Source organism: Streptomyces sp. NPDC055962 (assembly GCF_042270185.1).
Lineage (GTDB): Bacteria > Actinomycetota > Actinomycetes > Streptomycetales > Streptomycetaceae > Streptomyces.
On sequence record NZ_JBHJYN010000003.1, the window covers coordinates 83914 to 104157 of the forward strand.

General features: G+C 71.8%; 19 protein-coding genes. 11 read left to right on the forward strand and 8 right to left on the reverse strand.

Going from position 1 to position 20244, the window contains the following annotated elements; genetic code table 11:
- Window positions 1-8 precede the first annotated feature (8 nt).
- Window positions 9-1076, reverse strand: a complete 1068-nt coding sequence (locus ACFC51_RS10955) for an alkene reductase (protein ID WP_376528127.1) — start codon at window positions 1074-1076, stop codon at window positions 9-11.
- A gap of 146 nt (window positions 1077-1222) precedes the next feature.
- Between ACFC51_RS10955 and ACFC51_RS10960 the strand changes: the two genes are divergently transcribed.
- Window positions 1223-1726, forward strand: coding sequence for a MarR family winged helix-turn-helix transcriptional regulator (locus ACFC51_RS10960; protein ID WP_376528130.1), 504 nt, complete (start codon window positions 1223-1225; stop codon window positions 1724-1726).
- Window positions 1727-1814: 88 nt separating this feature from the next.
- Here ACFC51_RS10960 and ACFC51_RS10965 read toward each other — a convergent pair whose 3' ends face one another.
- The 3 genes from ACFC51_RS10965 to ACFC51_RS10975 form a co-directional block, all read right to left on the reverse strand.
- Window positions 1815-2876 carry an aminotransferase class V-fold PLP-dependent enzyme gene (locus ACFC51_RS10965; RefSeq protein WP_376528133.1) on the reverse strand — a complete coding sequence of 354 codons (1062 nt, stop codon included), beginning with the start codon at window positions 2874-2876 and terminating at the stop codon, window positions 1815-1817.
- Window positions 2877-2969: 93 nt separating this feature from the next.
- Window positions 2970-3683 (reverse strand): DsbA family oxidoreductase, encoded by a 714-nt coding sequence (locus ACFC51_RS10970; protein ID WP_376528136.1) that lies wholly within the window; start codon window positions 3681-3683, stop codon window positions 2970-2972.
- A 105-nt stretch (window positions 3684-3788) separates the two neighbouring features.
- Entirely contained in the window at window positions 3789-3941 is a 153-nt protein-coding gene (locus ACFC51_RS10975) for a hypothetical protein (protein WP_376528138.1), read from the reverse strand.
- A 110-nt stretch (window positions 3942-4051) separates the two neighbouring features.
- Between ACFC51_RS10975 and ACFC51_RS10980 the strand changes: the two genes are divergently transcribed.
- Window positions 4052-4270, forward strand: a complete 219-nt coding sequence (locus ACFC51_RS10980) for a hypothetical protein (RefSeq protein ID WP_376528141.1) — start codon at window positions 4052-4054, stop codon at window positions 4268-4270.
- A 25-nt stretch (window positions 4271-4295) separates the two neighbouring features.
- Here the strand turns inward: ACFC51_RS10980 and ACFC51_RS10985 are convergent, their stop codons facing one another.
- Window positions 4296-5051, reverse strand: a complete 756-nt coding sequence (locus tag ACFC51_RS10985) for a GNAT family N-acetyltransferase (RefSeq protein ID WP_376528144.1) — start codon at window positions 5049-5051, stop codon at window positions 4296-4298.
- A gap of 245 nt (window positions 5052-5296) precedes the next feature.
- Between ACFC51_RS10985 and ACFC51_RS10990 the strand changes: the two genes are divergently transcribed.
- The 4 genes from ACFC51_RS10990 to ACFC51_RS11005 all read left to right on the forward strand — a co-directional run bounded on the left by ACFC51_RS10990 (window position 5297) and on the right by ACFC51_RS11005 (window position 11092).
- Window positions 5297-5920: a GyrI-like domain-containing protein gene (locus tag ACFC51_RS10990; protein ID WP_376528146.1), complete on the forward strand. Its 624-nt coding sequence runs from the start codon at window positions 5297-5299 to the stop codon at window positions 5918-5920.
- A 615-nt stretch (window positions 5921-6535) separates the two neighbouring features.
- Complete coding sequence (locus ACFC51_RS10995) at window positions 6536-7606, forward strand: hypothetical protein (protein WP_376528148.1); 1071 nt, start codon at window positions 6536-6538, stop codon at window positions 7604-7606.
- Complete coding sequence (locus tag ACFC51_RS11000; RefSeq protein ID WP_376528151.1) at window positions 7555-10674, forward strand: transglycosylase SLT domain-containing protein; 3120 nt, start codon at window positions 7555-7557, stop codon at window positions 10672-10674. The genes ACFC51_RS10995 and ACFC51_RS11000 overlap by 52 nt, the downstream gene beginning before the upstream one ends.
- Before the next feature lies 1 nt (window position 10675).
- Window positions 10676-11092, forward strand: a complete 417-nt coding sequence (locus ACFC51_RS11005; RefSeq protein WP_376370771.1) for a hypothetical protein — start codon at window positions 10676-10678, stop codon at window positions 11090-11092.
- Between the two features lie 197 nt (window positions 11093-11289).
- Here ACFC51_RS11005 and ACFC51_RS11010 read toward each other — a convergent pair whose 3' ends face one another.
- Both ACFC51_RS11010 and ACFC51_RS11015 read right to left on the reverse strand, forming a co-directional pair.
- Window positions 11290-11895, reverse strand: a complete 606-nt coding sequence (locus ACFC51_RS11010) for a DUF1349 domain-containing protein (protein WP_376370824.1) — start codon at window positions 11893-11895, stop codon at window positions 11290-11292.
- Between the two features lie 8 nt (window positions 11896-11903).
- The gene (locus ACFC51_RS11015; protein ID WP_376528153.1) at window positions 11904-13424 is read right to left on the reverse strand and encodes an aldehyde dehydrogenase (NADP(+)); all 1521 of its coding nucleotides are present in this window, start codon (window positions 13422-13424) and stop codon (window positions 11904-11906) included.
- A gap of 155 nt (window positions 13425-13579) precedes the next feature.
- Here ACFC51_RS11015 and ACFC51_RS11020 point away from each other — a divergent pair, with 155 nt between their 5' ends.
- Window positions 13580-14350, forward strand: coding sequence for an IclR family transcriptional regulator (locus tag ACFC51_RS11020; RefSeq protein WP_376370768.1), 771 nt, complete (start codon window positions 13580-13582; stop codon window positions 14348-14350).
- 105 nt (window positions 14351-14455) lie between these two features.
- Window positions 14456-15907 (forward strand): peptidoglycan D,D-transpeptidase FtsI family protein, encoded by a 1452-nt coding sequence (locus tag ACFC51_RS11025; protein ID WP_376528156.1) that lies wholly within the window; start codon window positions 14456-14458, stop codon window positions 15905-15907.
- A 58-nt stretch (window positions 15908-15965) separates the two neighbouring features.
- Here ACFC51_RS11025 and ACFC51_RS11030 read toward each other — a convergent pair whose 3' ends face one another.
- A complete protein-coding gene (locus ACFC51_RS11030; RefSeq protein ID WP_376528159.1) occupies window positions 15966-17486 on the reverse strand; it encodes an NCS2 family permease in 1521 nt (506 codons plus the stop codon).
- Between the two features lie 433 nt (window positions 17487-17919).
- On the opposite strand from ACFC51_RS11030, the gene ACFC51_RS11035 reads away from it, so the two are divergent.
- From ACFC51_RS11035 to ACFC51_RS11045, 3 genes are all read left to right on the forward strand, one after another.
- The gene (locus tag ACFC51_RS11035; protein WP_376528162.1) at window positions 17920-18492 is read left to right on the forward strand and encodes a SigE family RNA polymerase sigma factor; all 573 of its coding nucleotides are present in this window, start codon (window positions 17920-17922) and stop codon (window positions 18490-18492) included.
- The gene (locus tag ACFC51_RS11040) at window positions 18492-19202 is read left to right on the forward strand and encodes a hypothetical protein (RefSeq protein ID WP_376528164.1); all 711 of its coding nucleotides are present in this window, start codon (window positions 18492-18494) and stop codon (window positions 19200-19202) included. Before ACFC51_RS11035 ends, ACFC51_RS11040 begins: the two co-directional genes overlap by 1 nt.
- 152 nt (window positions 19203-19354) lie before the next feature.
- A complete protein-coding gene (locus ACFC51_RS11045) occupies window positions 19355-20188 on the forward strand; it encodes a pectate lyase (protein WP_376528167.1) in 834 nt (277 codons plus the stop codon).
- Window positions 20189-20244 lie beyond the last annotated feature (56 nt).

The window sequence follows — 20244 nt, forward strand, 5'->3', positions numbered from 1 at the left end:
GGGCGACCTCAGGCCGTCAGCGCCGGATAGTCGGTGTAGCCCTTGGCGTCCCCGCCGAAGAAGGTGGACGGGTCCGGCGCGTTGTACGGCCCTCCGGCCTTCAGCCGGGCCGGAAGGTCCGGGTTGGCGAGGAACAGTGCACCGTAGGAGATGATGTCGGCGATCCCGTCGTCGATCACCGTGTGGTGCTCGGGACCGGTCGGCCCTTCGGAGAACACGTTGATGACGAGGGTCCCGGTGAACTTCTTGCGCAGCGCGAGCGTCAGCTCCCTGGTCCCGGCCTGCTCCAGCACGTGCAGGTAGGCCAGACCGAGGGGTTCGAGCTCGTCGACGAGCGCGGTGTAGACCGCGTCGGGCTCGGGCTCCTCGATGCCGTTGTACGGGTTTCCGGGCGAGATCCGCAGCGCGGTGCGCTCGGCGCCGATCTCGGCGGCGACCGCCTTGACCACCTCGACGGCGAAGCGGATGCGGGCCTGGCCGGAACCGCCCCACCCGTCGGTGCGCAGGTTGGTGTTGGGCGCCAGGAACTGCTGGATCAGGTAGCCGTTGGCGCCGTGCAGCTCGACGCCGTCGAAACCGGCCTCCACCGCATTGCGGGAGGCGGTGGCGAAGTCACGGACGGTCTCGCGGATCTCGGCGTCGGTCAGCTCGTGCGGCTCCACGAAGTCCTTCGGCCCCACATGGGTGTAGACCTGTCCGGGCGCCGCGACCGGGGAGGGCGCCACGGGGGTCAGCCCGTCCGGCAGCAGGACGGGGTGGCCGATCCGGCCGGCGTGCATGATCTGGGCGAAGATCCGGCCGCCCGCCGCGTGGACGGCATCGGTGACCTTGCGCCAGGAGGCGACCTGCTCGGCACTGTGCAGGCCGGGGGTCGACGGGTACCCCTGGCCCACCACGGACGGCTGGATGCCCTCGGTGATGATCAGACCGGCCGAGGCGCGCTGGGTGTAGTACTCGACGACGAGGTCGGTGGCCGTGCCTCCTTCACCGGCCCGGCTGCGGGTCATCGGCGCCAGGGCTATGCGGTTGGAGAGCTGCGCGCCGGCGAGATCGATGGGGTCGAACACGGTGGTCATGAGAACCTCCAGAGCTTTATGTGGTCGGCCAAGTAATCGGCGTCCGGGCCACTGTAACCTATTGATTGGCCGACCAATGTAAAGTTCATGAGGACGTCATGAACGCGGCCCCGCACCGGGCGGCGGCACGGCCCCGAGGAGTCACGATGAACGCCGACGACAGCGCCCCCGCCGATCGCGCCTGTGCCGGCGGGCTGCCGAGCGCGGCTCTCGGGGGCCCCGTCAGCCACGCCGTGTCGCGGGTCGCCAGGCTGCACCGGTACACGGCGGGCCGGCTGCTGAAGGGGCTGGGCCTCTACCCGGGGCAGGAGTTCCTGCTGATGCACCTGTGGGACACAGGAGGGGTCCGCCAGGCCGAGCTGATCAAGGCCATGGACCTCGACCCGTCCACCGTCACCAAGATGCTCCAGCGCCTCGAACTCTCCGGCCATGTGCGCCGCCGCCCCGACCCGGACGACCGCCGGGCCGTGCTGGTCGAGGCGACGGAGAAGAGCTGCGCCCTGCGCGCCGAGGTGCGCGACGCCTGGTCGGACCTGGAGGAGCACACGCTCGCCGGACTCGGACCGGCCGAACGCGCGGAGCTGACCCGGCTGCTCGCCAAGGTCGAGGAGAACCTGTGCCACGAGGCCGGGGGCTGCCCCGCGCCGTGACCCCGGGCGGGGCCGCCCGACGCCTCGGGCCCTACCCGGGCCCGCGCCCCGGACCGGAGGTGCCCCGTACCGTGGCGCGGAGCCGGGCTCAGCCGGACAGCACGTCCAGGGCCCGGTCCACGTCGGCCTCGGTGTTGTACAGGTGGAAGGCGGCCCGCAGGTTCCCCGCCCGGGCGGAGACCATCACCCCGCCCGCGGCCAGATCGGGCTCCCGGCCGCCCAGTCCGGGCACGGCGACGATCGCGGAGGAGCCGGGCACCGCCTCGTGCCCGATCGACGCCAGCCCCTCCCTGAAGCGGGCGGCGAGCCCGGTCGCACGCGCGTACACCGCGTCCACCCCGACCTCGTTCAGCAGGTCCAGGGACTGCTCGGCCCCGTGGTAGGCGAGGAACGCCACCGGCTCGTCGAGGCGCCGGGCGTCGCCGGCGAGCTTCTCGACCGGCCCGTAGGTGCTGTTCCAGCGGTCCTCGGCCGCGACCCAGCCCGCGTAGAGCGGCGGCAGGGTCTCCTGCGCCTCCTCCGTCACGGTCAGGAACGACGCGCCCCGGGGGCACATGAGGAACTTGTACGCGCCGGTGACCGTGTAGTCGTACGCCCCGGCGTCCAGCGGGAGCCATCCGGCCGACTGGCTGGCGTCGAGCATCGTGCGGGCCCCGTGCGCGGCCGCGGCGGCGCGGACCGCCTCCACGTCGGCGACCCGGCCGTCGGACGACTGGACGGCCGAGAAGGCGACGAGCGCGGTCCCGGGCCGCACGGAGTCGGCGAGCTCGGCCAGTGGGACGTAGCGCATCCTGAGATCACCGCGCACGGCGAAGGGGCTGACGACGGAGCTGAACTCCCCCGTGGGTGCCAGGACTTCCGCGCCCACCGGGAGGGACGCCGCGACGATCCCCACATGGGCGGCGACGGAACCCCCCACGGCCACCCGGGCCGGTGCGGCCCCGGCGATCCGCGCGAAGCCCGCACGGGCGGCGTCCACCGAGTCGAAGCTCCCCACGCCGCCCCGGACGCCCACCGCGCTGTCGCCGGCCAGCTTCTGGACGGCCTCGACGGCACGGCGGGGCAGCAGCCCGCAGGTCGAGGTGTTGAGATAGGTGGACTCGGACGCGAATTCGGTGGCCCTGACCTGGTCGATCGCAGATTTCTCCATACGGGCAGCCTGACGGCCGCTCAACTCCACGTCAATCACGCGAATCCGAGCGGCACGCCCAAGACATCCTTATAGGAGCCGGTCGGCGGCGTCCTACCGGGGCACTTCGCAGGACCCGTCGGGGTCACAGGCCGCGGCATCCCCGCCGACCTGGGTGAGCCCGGTGACCTCGCGGTCCTTCCATGCCTGCTCCAGGGCCTGCACGAAGACCTCGGCGGGCTGACCGCCGGAGATGCCGTAGCGCCGGTCGAGGACGAAGAACGGCACGGCGTTGGCGCCCAGTTCGGCGGCCTCGCGCTCGTCGGCCCGCACGTCGTCGGCGTACGCCTCGGGGTCGGCCAGCACCGCACGCGCCTCGACGGCGTCGAGCCCCGCCTCGACGGCCAGGTCGGCCAGGACCGCGTCGTCGAAGACCGAGCGCTCCTCGGCGAAGTTCGCCCGGTAGACGCGGGTCAGCAGTTCGTCCTGGCGCCCGCGGGCCTTGGCGAGGTGGAGCAGCCGGTGGATGTCGAAGGTGTTGCCGTGGTCGCGCCCCTCGGTGCGATAGCCGAGCCCCTCGGCCTGCGCGTTCGCGGCGACGTTCGCCTCCATGCCGCGGGCCTCCTCGGGGGTGCGCCCGTACTTCCGGGCCAGCATGTCGATGACCTGCTCGGTCTCACCCTTGGCCCGGCCGGGGTCGAGCTCGAAGGAGCGGTGGACGACCTCGACCTCGTCACGGTGGGCGAACTCGGCGAGCCCCTTCTCGAAGCGGGCCTTTCCGACATAGCACCACGGGCAGGCGATGTCGCTCCATATCTCGACGCGCATGACTCTTCTACTCTCCAGCTCTGCAGTACCGGTGCGGAGAGAGCCTCCGCCGCCGGTTCAACACGGTGCCCGACCAGGTGATTCCCGGCGGCCCGCGCGCCCGCGTCACGCGCCGGCGCACGGGCGGGCGGGGACGGATCCGGTGACGGCCACCACTCTGCCGAAGGAGGCGCGGTACGCGCTCGGGGTCACTCCGAGGCGGCGCTGGATGTGCTGGCGCATCGAGTCGGCGGAGCCGAGCCCACTGGCACCGGCCACCTGGTCCATCTCCTCGTCGGCGAGGACACCCCCCGCTCCTGCTGACGGCGGTCCTGCTCGTCCCCCTGTCCGCGGGCGCGGGCCTCGCCCTGCCGCCCCTGACCGCACTCATGATGGACGCCGTACCGGCGGATCGCGCGGGGGTCGCCGCGGGCGTGCTCAACGGTGCCCGTCAGGTGTCCGGCGGCCTGGGAGTGGCGGCCTTCGGCGCCCTGGTCGCGAACGGCTTCGAGGCCGGGCTCCGGGCAAGCCTGGTGATCAGCGCGGCCCTGCTGACCGTGACCGCGCTGGCGACGGCCCGTCCGGGGAGGGGTGCTCCCACCACGTGAGGGCGTCGGGGCGTGGGGCCCGGACTCACCGGGCCGGGATGTGTGCCGCTCCGAAGCGGTGCTTGGCCATGCCGAGGCGTTCGTACGTGGCTATGGCCGGTGCGTTGGTGGCGAGCACCATGAGCGCGGCGCGGCCGTGGCGGCGGACGAGGGCGTCCAGGACGAAGCCGGACACGGCGCGGGCAAGCCCGCGGGCGGCGGGGTGGGTGACCACCCCTCCCATGAACCCGCACCCGGCCGCGGACCACGCGTCCGCCGCGACCGCCAGCGGCTCCGCCCCGGTGCTGCCGACCGCCTCACCGACGACCCCGGCCCAGCGGGCCACGCCCGCGCGGCCCGGCTGCGCGTAGGAGTCGGGGAAGAAACGGTCGAAGAGCGACCTCACCTCCGTCTCCTCGCGGGCGTCCAGCCACCGCACGCCGTCGGGGGCGGCACCGGGAGAGGACGTGGTCTCCATCCAGAAGAACTCGTGGACCGGCACGAGACCGGGGACCTCCCGCACCAGCGCACCGATCAACGCGGCCTCCCCCAACAGCCGGTAGGACGCGCCGATCTCCTCCAGGACCCGCCGCACCAGTACGGCCGCGTCGGCGCTGTCACCGTGGACCGCGAGCCGGTCCTGCTGCCGGCCCGGGCCGGCCACGGCCACCGCCGCGCCGTGGCGCCAGGCGCGTACCCCCGGGCCCAGGCTCTCGCCCTCCTGCCCCTGGGCGGTCCAGATCAGCTGCCCGTGGCCGGCCGCGATCCGCTCGATGTCGCCGAGTCGTGCGAGTTCCTCCATACGACGTGCTTACCAGGTGCGCCCGCGACCCCGCCGCGGAGATCACACTCCGGTCCTCCGGTGACCCGGAGCCGTACAGGTCGGACGCAGGATCCAGCCGCACCTCCTCCAGGAGACGGCCCCAGCACACCCGGCACGCGGGCATCGTCCGGGAGCGATCGACGGCGCGAACAGCACGGCGCTGCGAGGCTGGGCCTCCGGTCCCGCAGCAGTCCGCCGACCGTCACCGCGAAGGAGAACAGGCCATGCCCCCCTACGACGTCAAACGCGAACTCAGGCAGTGCTACGCGCCGAGGAACACCGGCTGGGAGCTGGTCGACGTACCGGCCCAGCAGTTCATCGCCGTGGACGGCCGGGGCGACCCCAACACCAGCGAGGACTACACGCACGCCGTCGAAGCGCTCTACTCCGTCGCCTACACGCTCAAGTTCACCGGCAGGCGCACCGGCGAACGGGACTTCGTCGTCGGGCCGCTCGAAGGGCTGTGGTGGTCCGACCGCATGGAGGTGTTCACCTCCCGCGACAAGGACGTCTGGCAGTGGCGCATGCTCATCAGCCGGCCCGACTGGATCACCGAGGCCCTCGTCGACGACGCCAAGGAGGCCGCGCTGGCGAAGAAGGGCCTCCCCGCGATCGCGGGCGTCCGCCACGAGACCCTGCACGAGGGGACGGGCGCCCAGCTCCTGCACGTCGGGCCCTACGACGACGAAGGACCCGTGCTCGCCGCGCTCCATGACGAGTACCTCGCCGCGCACGGCCTGCGGATGACCGGGCTCCACCACGAGATCTACCTCAGCGACCCGCGCCGGACCGAGCCGGCGAAGCTCCGGACCGTCCTCCGGCAGCCCGTACGGAGCGCGAGCCGATGAGGACGGACCTGTGCCTCGCCGCGTGCGCCGCCGCCTTTCCCCAGCTGCCCGCCCGGCGGGCGGGAGGCGCGACTCGAAGGACGTCACCCGCACCCACCTGGCCGTCGTCCCCGGCCTGTGGGCACTTCGTGCCCTACGCCGCCGGGTCCTGATGCCCGCCCCGCGAGGCGCCGGTCGTCACGTGCGGGCAGCGTCACGCGTTTCCGGCCAAACCGTCGGGAACGGAGGCACTCGTTCCCATCTTGGCCTTCGCGTGTCCTTCCAGGTCGAGGGCTCGGCAGCGGCGTGCCGGTCGGCTGTGACGGCGTCCCTTTTCAGCTGTGCCCCGCCGGCCGAACAGCGGACCGTGCGTATGTTGCTCCCGCCGGAGGGGGCGCGAGTGACGCATGGGGCGGTTGAGGCGGGTGGGCATTGCCGGGACGGTGTGTTCCGTCCCGTCGGCTCGACCTGACAGGGGCCGGAGACAGAGGTGTTCGGAGGGGTGCGCCTCAGCAGCCGTCGACCCGCGGCTGAGCACTCCTGCGCGGACACCGGCTTCCGGCAGTAATCGTCCCAGCCATCACCGACCGGTGGGCCGTGCCCCCGCACAGACCGACTCGTCGAAGGGCTCATCCCGTGCCATTGCTCAGACGTCCGAGCGGACGGCGCAGATCCGCCGGCCGTGCCCGGACCACGGCCCACCTCATAGCCGTGTGTTCCCTCGCCCTGCTCGCCGGGACGCTCCCGGGCACCGCTCTGGCCGCCGGCTCCCCGCCGCCCGGTGCGGCGAACGGCTGGTCGGCGAAGACGCTCCGCGACGCCGCCGGCCAGGACGCACCCGACCGCGTTCCCGCCGCCGACCGCGAGAAGACCCTCGGGGCCGGGTACAAGGCGTCCAAGGACCGCGCGTGGACCACCTCGGGGGACGCCCGGGGATTCCACCTCATGGTGGCCGACGCCAAGGACGGCTACGCCTGGAAGACGGCCGCCACGCTGTCCGAGCCCGGATTCGAGGCGGACGCCTGGATCGGCAATGCCTGCGTGACCCGCTCCGGCAAGCGGGCGGCGGTCGCCTACGCGCCCCGTACCTTCACCAACAAGCCCGAGCTGATGGTCCGCGGTGCCTTCGCGGCGGTCGTCGACCTGACGACCGGCAAGGTCACCAAGCTGGCGAACACGGCGTCGCTGGCCTACTTCTCCCCCGGCTGCGGATCGGGCGAGAAGACGGTCTTCACGCAGCTCACCACCGACGGGGACAAGCAGTCCGGTACCCGGCTGATCAGCGTCGATGCCGCCAGCGGCAGGAGCGCCGCACCGCTGCACCTGGACGGTCAGGTCACGTCCGCCGTCCCCACCGAACAGGGCATCGTCGCCGCCCACGGCAAGCGGCTGGTCCGTATCGGCGCCGACGGCGGTGAGAAGGAGATCGCCCGCACCCGTACGGTTCCCTTCCAGCTCCGCCCGGACCGGTCCGGCGGTGTCACCTTCATCGAGCGCCTTCCTGTCGCGGCCGGTGGCAAGGGTTCCGACGCGGCCGTCGAGAGCGCGGCCCGCCGGGTCAGTGCCGAGCAGATCGGCCGGGGCCGGGCGACCCCCGCGACACTGGCGCGGGGCCCGCTCACCGACTGGGACCTGTCCGCCTCCGCGGACTCACGGTGTACGTCACCGGGAAGGCCAGGACCCGGGGCACGCTGCCGGACAGTGTGAAGAACCCCGGCACGCTGGCCAAGGACGACCGCATCTCCACCCAGTCCGACGCCGCCGTGGGCACCTCCTGGGTGCCCGACGCCGATTCCCCGGTCACCACCACGGGAACGGGCGACGAGGCACGGCCCGTACGGACGCGGCTCCGCCTCCTGGACACGGGCGCCGAGACCACGCTCGAAGCCCTGCCGGGCGGTACGCCCCTTGCCCCGGCGCAGACGGGAACGGGCGCCGCGAGCTCACCGGCCCTGGCCGTCCCCTCCGGCGGTACGGCGAAGTCCGGCGGTACGGCGAAGTCCGCCGTGGCCGCCGCGGGTTCACCGTCCGACCCGGTGGAAGCCGAGCGCACGTGCGCCGTGCCCCGCAACGACCCGCGCAAGCAGGCACTGCAGCCGACGCCGCGCCAGGCGGAGTGGGCCGTGGACCAGGCGGTGATCGACGGTCTGTACATGTGGGTGAACCGGCCTGCCAACTGGAACAACACCGGCATGTCCGCGTACACCCCGCAGGTCCTCTTCCCGCTCCCCGTCCTCTCCGGGGACCCGAACGGGGTGGTCGACCGCGCGGACGAGTGGCACATCCCGGCGCAGATCCTGCTCGGTGTCACCGCGCAGGAGTCGAACATGTGGCAGGCCACCCGGACGGTGGTCCCGGGTGTCACCGGCAACTCCCTGATCGGCAACTACTACGGGATCAAGTACTCCGCCGACGGCGACCAGGCCGATCCCTGGGCAGTCAACTGGGCCAAGGCCGACTGCGGCTACGGCATCACCCAGGTCACGGACGGCATGCGCAAGTCCGACACGGCGCTGACCACCGCGCAGAAGGAGGCCGCGGCCCTCGACTACACGGCGAACATCGCCTACGGGGCTCAGATCCTCTCCTCCAAGTGGAACGAGACCAGGGCCGCCGGCATGACCGTCAACGGCGGCAAGCCGAAGTACATCGAGAACTGGTTCTTCGCGCTGTGGGCCTACAACTCCGGCTTCCACCCGCAGTCCCAGGCCGGGAGCAACGGCGGCAAGTGGGGTGTGGGCTGGACCAACAACCCGGCCAACCCGCTGTGGAAGGAGAACCGCCTCCCGTTCCTGGAGAGCTCCAGCGGCGGTGACGACTACTCGCACGCGGCGACCCCGCAGTACTGGCCGTACCAGGAGAAGGTGATCGGCTGGGCCGCCCGCCCCATCTCTGCGATGTTCAAGCCGGGTGACATGCAGGCCGGTTACCGCGCCGCCTGGTGGAACAACAACGCGGCCCGCACGCGGGCGAAGCCGCCGAACATGATCTTCTGCACGGCGTCGAACGACTGCGACGACGACAAGATCCTCGACGGCTCGTCCAACCAGACCGGCAAGGGCCCGTGTCTGCTGCCCGGCGACCCGGACGAGACGAACCCGCTCTATCTCAAGTGCTGGTGGCACGAGTCGGTCAAGTGGAAGGACTGTGAGGCCGCCGCGGAGTGCGGCAACCCCGTGCACCGGTTCAACAACGCGGACTACCCGGAACAGCCCAACGAGAACTCCTCGTACCCGCCGCGCTGTGCGTCCGCCTCCGGCAACCCGCCGTCCGGATCGCTGGTCATCGACGACGTCCCGAACGGCGTGACCCCGACGGGGCAGTCGGGCCACACATGTGGCCAGGTGGCGTCCGCCGGCACGTTCGCGTTCAACTTCGCCGAGTCCAACGGCACCTATCCCGGCAAGATCGACCTGCACCAGATCGGAGCCGGATACGGCGACCACTTCTGGTTCACCCACACCCGTAAGGCGACCGACACGGACGGCGCCCGGCTGCGGACGACCGGGACCTGGACCCTGGGCAAGAGCCTGAACCAGTGGTCCCGCATCCTGGTCCACGTCCCCGACCACGGCGCCCACACCCAGCAGGCCGACTACGAGATCGACACGGGCTCCGGGACGTTCACCCGACACCGTGCCCTGGGCCAGGAACGCGGGGCCAACACCTGGGTCTCGCTCGGCACCTACAAGATCTCCGGCACCCCGCGGGTGAGACTCGCCAGCACCACCCTGGACGGCACGGGGGACGAGGACGTGGCCTGGGACGCCGTGGCCTTCCAGCCGCTGGCAGCCAAGCCGAAGCACATCGTCGCGGTCCTGGGTGACTCCTTCACCTCGGGCGAAGGGGCGGGATCGTACTCCCCCGAGAGCAACAAGGACCACGGCGAGGCCGGGTGGAACGCCTGCCGGCGCAGCGCCAACGCGTGGCCCCGCAAGCTGGTCCTGCCCGGCACCACCGACTCGCTCGGCAAGATCGCCGACACCTGGGGCACCTCCGCCGAGCTGGGTTTCGTCGCCTGCTCGGGAGCGATGTCGAAGAACGTCGCGTACCAGCCGAACTACAACAACGACCCGCAGAACCACCTGGAGGGCCAGTTCAAGGAGGTCCTGCAGACCGAGTCCGGTGTCCTCAGCCCTGACACGACCCTGGTCATGCTGACGCTCGGGGGCAACGACGAGGGCGGTTTCGCCTCCGCCATGCAGGAGTGCGGCGGGCTGGGCGACTGCTCCAACGACGCGGACTTCCTGCCCGGGTACAAGGCGGTCGTGGACCGTATGACCGAGCGGGTGCAGGCCGCGCTGGAGGACGTGGCGACCAGGGCGCCCAACGCGCGGATCGTCCTCATGGGCTATCCGGAACTGCTCAGCCGCTCGGTCAAGTGCGGCGGTTCGCTGTACTACGACATGACGGAGGTCAAGGCACTCGCAGAGCTCGTGAACTACGCCGACGACAAGCAGAAGGCGATGGTCGACACGCTTCGTACGGGGACGGCCAAGCTCAAGGTGGACTACGCCAACCCTGTCAGCGCCTTCGTCGGTCACAGCGGCTGCGACGACCCCGAGTGGATCAACAAGTTCGTCCTCGGCCCCAACGGCGACGGCGACTTCCACCTGGGCGACGCGGCGGCCGTGCCGGCCTCCTGCCTGTGGGGGGTGCTGGGCGGCAAGTGCCTCAGCCGTGAGTCCTTCCACCCCAAGGACGCCGGCACCACCGGGTACGCCGAGGTGATGCGGCTCCGTCTGAACGCGATCGGCTACACGGGTACGCCCTGACATGCCGGACGATTCCAGCAGAGGCACCCGCCTGTTCGCAGGCGGGTGCCTCTGCGCCCTCGTCATCGGGGGCGTCCTGTTCGCGGTGGTCTCCCTGCTGCTCTCGACGGCGGTGACGGGGTTCTTCGACCGTCCCGCGGAACCGGCCGGGGAACCGCCCGGGGCGGCGGAGGCGACGAGGCACTATCTGGAGAGCTACGCCACCGACGGCACCCTGACCGAGAAGGAGATCACCTTCGCCGCCCGCGGCGGCCGGTGGGACAGGGAGACCGGCGACACCGCCCTGCGGATCACGGTCGTCTACCCGCAGGACGGGGCCGGCTGCTACGTCTTCATCGTTCCGCTCCCGCTGGACACGCACACCCGGGTGGCGCCACCCCGGCAGGGCGAGGGATGCGGGGCGGCGGACGGAGGGTGACCGGCGAGGTCGCCCGCCGGCCGGCTCAGGAGATGCCGTCCGGGAGGTGAGGTGCCGGGCCCGAGGCGGCCTCCGTGTGCCTCGGCGTCGCCGTCGCCGTCCTCGTACGAGCCGGCTGCGCGGGGAGCGTGGGGGCCACGCACGGAGGGCCCGGATCCTCGCGGATCCGGGCCCTCCGTGCGTGCGTGCGCGGGATGTCAGCTGCCGTCGCGCAGATCGCCGAGGCCGGTGGGCCGGAAGACGATCCGGTCGAACGACGCGGTGCACCCGTCGCCCGTGGGCGACTGGACGAGGAAGCCGATGCGGGCCGCCGCACGCTCCTCCTCCGTGCCGAGGGTGAAGACCCGGACGAAGGTCCACCGCTCACCGTCCGCCGAGGCGTGGAAGGCGAAGCTGCTGCCGACGCGGCTGAGGCGCATCCAGTGGCTGTTCCCGTCCACGACGGCGGAGTTCACGTCGTCGGAGTGGCCCCGGGTGACCACGGTGCAGACCGTGGGGCGCTCCGGGGAGAGCTCCAGGCAGAGCTTCGCCCAGTCCCGCTCCCCGACGTGGAGGTAGAGGACCCCCGCGTCGAAGGCGGCGGCGAAGCCGACGTCCACCCGGGCGATCAGCTGGAAGTCGCCCTCGGGCGCCGCTCCCAGCAGGCGCGGCGCGTCGGAGGCGGGCTCCGTACTGTCGCCGCCGGGCGGGACGAAACGGTCCTGCTTCGCGCCGGCCGAGCCCGTCAGCAGGCCGTCGGCGTACGTCCACCCGCCCTCGGGACCGGCCGGTTCGAGGGCGAAGGGGAGTTCGGGGAGCCGCATCGCCGCCGTCATGCGCGCCGCCCGTCGACCCGTCGCGGGAGGCCCTGCGGGTTGTCCTCGCGGAGCTCCGGGGGCAGCAGGGCCTCGGGCGTCGACTGGTAGCTGACCGGCCGCAGCCAGCGCTCGATCGCGGTGGCGCCGACCGACGTGGAGGTGGAGGTGGTGGCCGGGTAGGGGCCGCCGTGGTGCTGGGCGGGCGCGACGGCGACGCCGGTCGGCCAGCCGTTGACCAGGACGCGTCCGGCCACCGGGGTGAGCTCGGCCAGCAGGCCGGCCGCGCTGCCGTCGGCCTCCTCCGTGGCGATCTGGAGGGTGGCGGTGAGGTTGCCGGGCAGCCGGGAGAGCACGGCGGTGATCTCGTCCGGCGAGTCGTACCGCGCGACGACGGTGACCGGACCGAAGCACTCCTCCAGGAGCGCGTCGTGCGGCCCCTCCTGGGCCAGGCGCTGCGCCGGCACGGTGAGGAAGCCCGGGGAGACCGTGTGCTCGCCGCCAGCGCCCGGGGTGACCGGGGCCTCGACGTCGGGGAGCTCGGCCCGTTCGGCCACCCCCCGCACGAAGGCGTCCCGCATGCGGTGGTCGAGCATGACTCCGGCGCCCGTGCCGCTGACCGTCTCCGTCAGCGACTTGAGCAGCTGGTCGCCCGCCTCACCGGAGGGGGCGAACACGAAGCCGGGCTTGGTGCAGAACTGTCCGGCACCCATGGTCATCGAGCCGCCGAGTCCGGCGCCGATCTGCTCGCCGCGTTCGGCGGCGGCCGCCTCGGTGACGACCACGGGGTTGAGTGAGCCGAGCTCGCCGTGGAAGGGGATCGGGGTGGGCCGGGCCGCCGCCGCGTCGAAGAGGGCGCGGCCGCCGCGGACCGATCCGGTGAAACCGGCGGCGGAGACGAGCGGATGCTTCACCAGCTCGACACCCGCGTCGAAGCCGTGGACCACGGTCAGGACGTCCTCGGGAAGGCCGTTCTGCGCGGCGGCCCTGCGCAGCAGCGAGGCGCAGATCTCCGACGTCGCGGGGTGGTCGGGGTGCGCCTTGACGACGACCGGGCAGCCCGCGGCGAGCGCGCTCGCGGTGTCGCCGCCGGGGACGGAGAAGGCGAGCGGGAAGTTGCTGGCGGCGTACACGGCGACGACGCCGAGCGGGATCTTGTAGCGGCGCAGGTCCGGCCAGGGCGGCGTCCGGCTGCCGTCCTCGTGGTCGATGTGGATGTCGAGGTAGGCACCCTCGTCGACGACCTCGGCGAAGGCCCTCAGCTGGGCGGCCGTGCGCGCGAGTTCACCGGTCAGCCGGGCCGGGCCCAGCGCGGTCTCCGCGTCGGCCGCCTCGACGACGCGGTCCTGGGCCTCTGCGAGGAGGTCGGCCGCGGTGCGGAGGAACGCGGCGCGCACGGTGCGGTCGGCCAGCGCCCCGCGAACGGCGTGCGCCGCCCGGACCGCACGGTCGACCTCCTCCGCTGTAGCCTCCACCGCAACCTGCTCACGCGGGTTCCCCGTACGGGGGTCGACGCTCCAGACTGGTGCTGCTGCCACCGTGATTCCTTCCGGTTCCACTGCCACACAGGAGAAGTTGTTCGGTATTCTGAACAGCGTTCCTGAACGTGAATACACGGGAACTCTATTTCCGGGCGCTCCGTGTTGGCAAGAAGTCGCAGGGTCGTACAAGAAGGCTGGAAGGGGCATAAGGGATGTCGGTCGGTGAGCCCGGTGGGGCACAGGTCAAGTCCGCGGTACGGACGGTGGAACTCCTCGAATACTTCGCGGGGCGCCCCGGGATGCACTCGCTGGCAGCTGTGCAGGAGGCCGTCGGCTACCCGAAGTCCAGCCTCTACATGCTGCTGCGCACCCTGGTGGAGCTCGGCTGGGTGGAGACCGACGCCACGGGCACGCGGTACGGGATCGGCGTGCGGGCCCTGCTCGTCGGCACCTCGTACATCGACGGCGACGAGGTCGTCGCCGCCGCCCGACCCACCCTGGACCGGCTCTCCGACGACACCACGGAGACCATCCACCTGGCCCGGCTGGACGGGACGAACGTGGTGTACCTCGCCACCCGGCAGTCCCAGCACTACCTGCGCCCCTTCACCCGCGTGGGCCGCAGGCTGCCCGCCCACTCCACCTCGCTCGGCAAGGCGCTCCTGGCGACCCACAGCGACGAGCAGGTCCGCAAGATGCTGCCGGAGACCCTGCCGGCCCTGACCGAGCACACCCTCACCGACCGCGAGAAGCTGATCGAGGAGCTGCACGTCATCCGCGAGCAGGGATACGCGGTGGACCGCGAGGAGAACACCCTGGGGCTGCGCTGCTTCGGTGTCGCGATCCCGTACCGCACCCCGTCGCGCGACGCGATCAGCTGCTCGGTGCCGGTAGCCCGGCTCACCCCGGCGCACGAGCAGATGGTCAAGGACGCCCTGTTCGACGCCCGCGACCGGCTCACCCTCGCGACCCGCAGGCTCTGACCGCCCGGCACGCCGCACCGGTCCCGGCGCGGCGTGCCTGAGAAAGCGGTGAGAAGGAACACGAACGGGAACGCCCCAGGTGTCCCCGTTCGTCCCTCCAGCGGGATGAACAAGACGATCAGGCGCGCCTCGGTCTTCTGTCTGCTCATGGTCCTCGCCCTGCTGGTGCGGGCGACCTGGGTGCAGGCGTACGACGGCCGGGCCCTCGCAGACGACGAACACAACCGGCGGAACACGATCGCGCAGTACGCGCAGCCGCTCGGCGACATCATCGTGGCCGGCTCACCGGTCACCGGTTCGAAGGAGACGGACGGCGACGACCTCCGCTACAAGCGCACCTACACCCAGGGCGATCTGTACGCGTCGGTCACCGGCTACAGCTCGCAGGCCTACGGGGCCACCCAGCTCGAAGGCATCTACAGCGACGTCCTCGACGGCACCGACGACCGGCTCAAGAATCCCGCGGATCTGATCACCGGCAAGCAGACGGCCCCGGGCGACGTGCTGACGACCATCGACCCGGGCGTCCAGAAGGCGGCCTACGAGGCGCTCGGCGACGACCGGGGCGCGGCCGTCGCGATGGACCCGGAGACCGGGCGGATCCTGGGGATGGTCTCCTCCCCCTCGTACGACCCCTCCGACATCAGCGGGACGGGGGACGCCGACGCCTGGCAGAAGCTGCTCGGCGACACGAGCAAGCCGCTGGTCAACCGGGCGCTGCGGCAGCCGCTGCCGCCCGGTTCCACGTTCAAGCTGGTGGTGGCCGCGGCGGCCCTGGAGAACGGCCTGTACGGCTCGGTCGACGAGGCCACGGACAGCCCCGACCCCTACACCCTGCCGGGCACGAGCACGGTCCTGAAGAACGAGAACCTCTCGGCGCCCTGCGAGAACGCCACGCTGCGCACCGCGCTCCAGTACTCCTGCAACAACGTGTTCGCGAAGGTCGCGGCCGATCTGGGCCAGGACAAGCTGAAGGCGATGGCGGACGCCTTCGGTTTCGACACGAAGGAGCTGGACGTGCCCGTGCGGGCGTCCGAGAGCGTCTATCCGAAGGACATGGACAAGGCGCAGACCGCGCTGACGGGCATCGGGCAGTTCGAGGTGACCGCCACCCCGATGCAGATGGCCATGGTCTCCGCGGCCCTCAGCAACGGCGGTGAGCTGGCCTCGCCGCACATGGTCTCCAAGGTGACGGACGCCGACGGCTCCACGCTGCAGGAGTACCCGGACGGCGACACCGAGCGGGTCGTGAAGGAGTCGACGGCGGAGCAGCTGCGCAGTGCGATGGTCACCGTCGTGGACGAGGGCACCGGAAGCAACGCCAGGATCGACGGCGCCGAGGTGGGCGGCAAGACGGGGACCGCGCAGAACGGCGTGGACAACAGCAACACCCCGTACGCCTGGTTCACCTCGTACGCGAAGGACGACTCCACCGGCAAGCAGGTGGCTGTCGCGGTGGTCGTCGAGGACTCCGGGGCGGCCCGCTCCGAGGTCAGCGGCAACGGCCTTGCCGCGCCGATCGCGCAGAAGATGATGAAGGCGGCGCTCAAGGGGTGAGCCCGTCCGCCACCGCCCGGCCGGGCGGTGGCGGACGGACCGTCCTCGGGCCGGGGGCCTACTTCGCCCCGAGGAGCTGCTCGACCGGGTCGATGGCGAAGTACACCGCGAACAGGGCCGCGGTGGCCCAGAGCAGCCAGTGGACCTCCCTCGCCTTGCCGATGACGGCCTTGATCACGACGTAGGCGACGAAGCCCGCGCCGATGCCGTTGGTCATCGAGTACGTGAACGGCATCACCGCGATGGTGAGGAAGGCCGGGATGGCGATCTCGTACTTCTCCCAGTCGATGTGCCGCACCTGCGCCATCAGCAGGAAGCCGACCGCGACCAGCGCGGGTGCCGCGGCCTGGGAGGGCACGATCGTGGCCAGCGGCGTGAGGAACAGCGCCACGGCGAAGAGTCCGCCGGTGACCAGCGAGGCGAAGCCCGTACGGGCGCCTTCGCCGACACCCGCGGCGGACTCGACGTAGGACGTGGCGGAGGAGGCGGAGGCAGCGCCGCCCGCGACGGCCGCCGCGCCGTCGATGAGGAGGACCCGGCCCAGATGCGGCACCTTGCCGTCCTCGTCGAGGAGTCCAGCCTCCTGGGAGACGCCGAGCACGGTGCCCATGGTGTCGAAGAAGTCACTGAGCAGCAGGGTGAAGACGAGCAGCACGAGGGTGACGACGCCGACGTGCTCGAACGCCCCGAAGAGGCTGAACGAGCCGATCAGGCCGAAGTCCGGCGCGGCCACCAGGTCCTCGGGGACGGTGGGCACCGTCAGGCCCCAGGCGGTGGGAGCGATGTCGGCGATCCTGTCGACGACCACGGCCACGACGGTCGTCACCACGATGCCGATGAGGATGGCGCCCTTCACCTTGCGGGCGAGGAGCGCGACGGTCAGCAGCACACCGAGGCAGAAGACCAGGACCGGCCACCCGGAGAGCTGCCCGGTGGCACCGAGCTGGACGGGGACGGAACCGGTCTCGCCGGGGATGCGGGTGACGAAGCCGGCGTCGACGAAGCCGATGAACGCGATGAAGAGCCCGATGCCGACGCCGATGGCCTGCTTCAGGGACGAGGGGATCGCGTGCATGATCGCCTCGCGCAGCCCGGTGACCACGAGGACGCAGATCAGCAGGCCCTCGATGACGATGAGCCCCATCGCGTCGGGCCAGCTCATCAGGGGCGCGAGCTGGAAGGCGACGACGGCGTTGAGACCGAGCCCCGCGGCGAGGGCGAGCGGCAGATTGCCGCCGACGCCCATGGCGACGGTCATCACCGCGGCCACCAGGGCGGTCGCGGTGACGAGTTGGGGCCCCGAGAGGTGGTTGCCGAACTTGTCCTCGGCCGAGCCGAGGATGATCGGGTTGAGCACCAGGATGTAGGCCATCGTGAAGAAGGTGGCGAAGCCGCCGCGTATCTCGCGCCCGAAGTCCGAGCCGCGTGCGCTGATGGCGAAGTAGCGGTCGACCGCGCCGCGCGGCCCTGCCGGGGACACGGCCTCCGGGGACACGGCGGGCGCCGGGACGGTGGGGGTCGGGCCCACGGGGTCCTCGGTCCTGCTCACGGGCGGGGTGGGATCAGGTCTGTCAGGCATGGCACTCCTCCTTGCGTACGGGTGTACGGGGGTACGGGCTACGGGCTACGGGCTACGGGCTACGGGCTACGGGCTGTACGGCTGTACGGCTGTACGGATCACGCGGCGGTCAGCCGGATTGTTCACCGGCCGGAGCGATTTCAGGTTTTCCCCGTGTTACGTCTTGCGTGGTCCCGCACGCGCGTCCCGCCTCCGCGCCGCCGGCACCGGAGGTCCATGGAGGGGCCGGATCCGGCCGGTCCGGACCCCCTCCGGGACTTCCTCCCGGCGCAGGGGGGTTCAGGTTTTCGCCCTGGTGCGCCTTACTGGAGGCGCACACGCGTCGAAGCGCTTCCGGGGGCACGCATTGGTACGCTCTCGCCCCGCGAACGGAACTGGGAACGTACACAGTCCGTTCGGGCGCGCAGGGATCCCGTCCGGAGGAGAGGTACCCGTGGGCACAGTCGTGGATGATGCTGCTGCTGCCGAGTTCCGTGCGTTCTTCGAGGCGCACTACGCCGAACTCGCCCGGCTCGCCCATCTGCTGACGGGCGAGGCCGATGCGGCGGACGACCTGGCCGCCGACGCGCTCATGGCGCTCTGGCACCGCTGGGACCGGGTCAGGGGCGCCGACCACCCGGCGGCCTACGCGCGAGGGGTCGTCGCCAACCTGGCCCGCACGCGCATCCGCAGCGCGGTGCGGGAGCGCCGGAGGATCGCCCTGTTCTGGGCACCCCGCGGGTCCGGCGACGGCTGGGCGGCGGACGGACCCGACGTGTCGGCGGTGGTGGACGTCCAGGGCGCCCTGCGGCGGCTGCCGTTCCGCAAGCGCGCGTGCGTGGTGCTGCGGCACGCCTTCGACCTGTCCGAACGGGACACCGCTCTGGTCCTCGGGATCTCGGTCGGTACGGTGAAGAGCCAGACCTCGCGCGGTGTGGCGGAACTCCAGCGGCTGCTCGGTCCCGAGACCCCCGCGGCACAGGTACAGGTGGCGGCCGCCGGGCAGCGCACCGGAGGAAGGCAGTGATGGACGAGGACCTGCGGGAGCGGCTGCGCACGGCCGCCGCTTCGCACCGCCCCGACCGGGCGCGGATGCTGGCCCGGATCGAGCGCGGCATGGCCGAGGAACCGCCCGCCCGTGCCGCGCGCGCCCCGCGCTCCCCCATGCCGTGGCTGCGGGTCGCCGGAGCTACGGCTGCGGTGTGCGGGATCCTGACGGCTGGTGCCTTCGCGGTCACGTCGGCGGGCCGGGAGGAGCCGGCGGGCGGGCAGCGGGTGGCCGCCGGGCCGGCGCAGCCCCGCACGGAGTCCCCCTCGGCCGGCCGGGGCGGCGAACTGCCCTCGGGGAGCGGCCCGCTGTGGTCGGACGGTTCGCTGAACCCGAACAGCAACGCCTACTGGGCGCAGAGCGAGGTGCTGGTCAAGACGACCCGGCCGCTGTCGGAGCTCACCGTGGAGCTGAGGATCGCCCTGAACGGCGGGGTGAACACCACCGGTTCCTGGCGCTCCCTGCCGGAGACGGACTTCGTGGCGTCGGCCCGCGAGGAGGACGGTTTCCTCGTCTACCGCTGGACGCTCAAGCCGGGCCGGGACGTGCCGGCCGGTACGCACACCTTCGCCGGGCAGTACAACCACGCGGAGGGGACCCGCGACACGGGGCGGGACGACTACACGGCGCGGGGGCGCACGGCGGACCGACTGACCTCGGTGGGCGGCGACTTCACGGAGACCCGCTGAGCTCACGGCGCGGGCGGCGGGTCACGGGGTACCGGACGTCACACGGACGGACCCGTGGAAACACTTCCTCTATACGGCAACCCTTTCGCGGGCGGTGGCGACCCAGGAGCGCACCACCATCCCCCACCCCCTAGGAAACGGGACCGACGACCATGAACGAACGAGCGCACACGCATCGGCGCAGGCCCGGCAAGCGCCGCATGGCGACCGCACTGACCGCCGCCCTGGTTCTCACCGGCGCCGCCCTGGCCACGAACCTGATGGTGCAGCCCGCGGGTGCCGCCACGGCAGCGGTGCCCGCCTGGCCCAGCGCCACCGGCACCCAGGCCGTCTCGAAGACCATCGAGGTCTCGGGGACGTACGACGGCTCGCTGAAGCGCTTCTACGGGAGCGGCGACCTCGGCGGGGACGGACAGGACGAAGGACAGGACCCGATCTTCGAGCTGGCCGACGGGGCGACGCTCAAGAACGTCATCCTGGGCTCGCCCGCCGCCGACGGTGTCCACTGCTCCGGCAGCTGCACGATCCAGAACGTCTGGTGGGAGGACGTCGGCGAGGACGCCGCGTCCTTCAAGGGCACGTCGACCGGCTCCGTCTACACGGTGTACGGCGGCGGCGCGAAGAAGGCCTCGGACAAGGTCTTCCAGTTCAACGGCGCGGGCAAGCTGGTCGTCACGAAGTTCCAGGTCGCCGACTTCGGCAAGCTCGTCCGGTCCTGCGGCAACTGCTCCAAGCAGTACAAGCGCGAGATCATCGTGACCGACGTGGACGTCACCGCGCCGGGCAAGTCCCTGGTCGGCATCAACACCAACTACGGGGACACCGCCGCACTGCGTTCGGTGCGGATCCACGGCGACAGCAGCAAGAAGATCAAGCCCTGCGTCCGCTACACCGGCAACAACACGGGCGCCGAGCCGAAGGAGACGGGCAGCGGCCCGGACGGCACGTACTGCCGCTACACGGCGTCGGACCTCAGCTACGACTAGGGAACCGGCGGGCGTCACCTGAGTACGGTCCGCCTCCGCCGGCCCGGTGCACCCGG

What these genes read in the sequence shown, in the direction of transcription:
- ACFC51_RS10970 (WP_376528136.1), bottom strand. Translation starts at nt 3,683, where the DNA reads ATGCGCGTCGAGATATGGAGCGACATCGCCTGCCCGTGGTGCTATGTC.
- ACFC51_RS10965 (WP_376528133.1), bottom strand. Translation starts at nt 2,876, where the DNA reads ATGGAGAAATCTGCGATCGACCAGGTCAGGGCCACCGAATTCGCGTCC.
- ACFC51_RS11025 (WP_376528156.1), top strand. Translation starts at nt 14,456, where the DNA reads ATGAACAAGACGATCAGGCGCGCCTCGGTCTTCTGTCTGCTCATGGTC.
- ACFC51_RS11040 (WP_376528164.1), top strand. Translation starts at nt 18,492, where the DNA reads ATGGACGAGGACCTGCGGGAGCGGCTGCGCACGGCCGCCGCTTCGCAC.
- ACFC51_RS11020 (WP_376370768.1), top strand. Translation starts at nt 13,580, where the DNA reads ATGTCGGTCGGTGAGCCCGGTGGGGCACAGGTCAAGTCCGCGGTACGG.
- ACFC51_RS11005 (WP_376370771.1), top strand. Translation starts at nt 10,676, where the DNA reads ATGCCGGACGATTCCAGCAGAGGCACCCGCCTGTTCGCAGGCGGGTGC.
- ACFC51_RS10955 (WP_376528127.1), bottom strand. Translation starts at nt 1,076, where the DNA reads ATGACCACCGTGTTCGACCCCATCGATCTCGCCGGCGCGCAGCTCTCC.
- ACFC51_RS10985 (WP_376528144.1), bottom strand. Translation starts at nt 5,051, where the DNA reads ATGGAGGAACTCGCACGACTCGGCGACATCGAGCGGATCGCGGCCGGC.
- ACFC51_RS10980 (WP_376528141.1), top strand. Translation starts at nt 4,052, where the DNA reads ATGATGGACGCCGTACCGGCGGATCGCGCGGGGGTCGCCGCGGGCGTG.
- ACFC51_RS11030 (WP_376528159.1), bottom strand. Translation starts at nt 17,486, where the DNA reads ATGCCTGACAGACCTGATCCCACCCCGCCCGTGAGCAGGACCGAGGAC.
- ACFC51_RS10960 (WP_376528130.1), top strand. Translation starts at nt 1,223, where the DNA reads ATGAACGCCGACGACAGCGCCCCCGCCGATCGCGCCTGTGCCGGCGGG.
- ACFC51_RS10990 (WP_376528146.1), top strand. Translation starts at nt 5,297, where the DNA reads ATGCCCCCCTACGACGTCAAACGCGAACTCAGGCAGTGCTACGCGCCG.
- ACFC51_RS11045 (WP_376528167.1), top strand. Translation starts at nt 19,355, where the DNA reads ATGAACGAACGAGCGCACACGCATCGGCGCAGGCCCGGCAAGCGCCGC.
- ACFC51_RS11010 (WP_376370824.1), bottom strand. Translation starts at nt 11,895, where the DNA reads ATGCGGCTCCCCGAACTCCCCTTCGCCCTCGAACCGGCCGGTCCCGAG.